The organism is Virgibacillus sp. 7505, assembly GCF_002272135.1.
Taxonomy (GTDB): domain Bacteria; phylum Bacillota; class Bacilli; order Bacillales; family Amphibacillaceae; genus Terribacillus.
This window is the reverse complement of the sequence record NZ_NPBF01000239.1, coordinates 1-250: the sequence shown is the minus strand read 5'-3', so window position 1 is coordinate 250 and position 250 is coordinate 1. Positions and strand designations below refer to the sequence as shown.

Genomic DNA, 250 nt, shown 5'->3' with positions numbered 1-250 from the left:
CGGTTAGGAAGCCGCGGCCAAGGGGGCTGTAAGGGACTAGACCGATGCCCAGCTCCTTAAGGACCGGGAGAACCTCATCTTCCACTTCCCTGCTCCATAGGGAATATTCGGTTTCGACGGCGGAAATGGGATGCACCGCATGAGCCCGTCTAATCAGATCAGCTGGTGCCTCCGACAATCCAATAAACCTGATTTTCCCTTGCTTTATGAGGTCAGCCATCGTCCCGATCGTTTCTTCGATGGGAATATG

At 54.0% G+C, this 250-nt stretch carries 1 protein-coding gene; it reads right to left on the bottom strand.

Annotation, left to right across the window (positions count from 1 at the left end):
- Window positions 1-250, bottom strand: a 250-nt coding sequence (locus CHH91_RS18775) for an aldo/keto reductase (RefSeq protein ID WP_141234233.1), incomplete at both ends; no start/stop codon positions are given.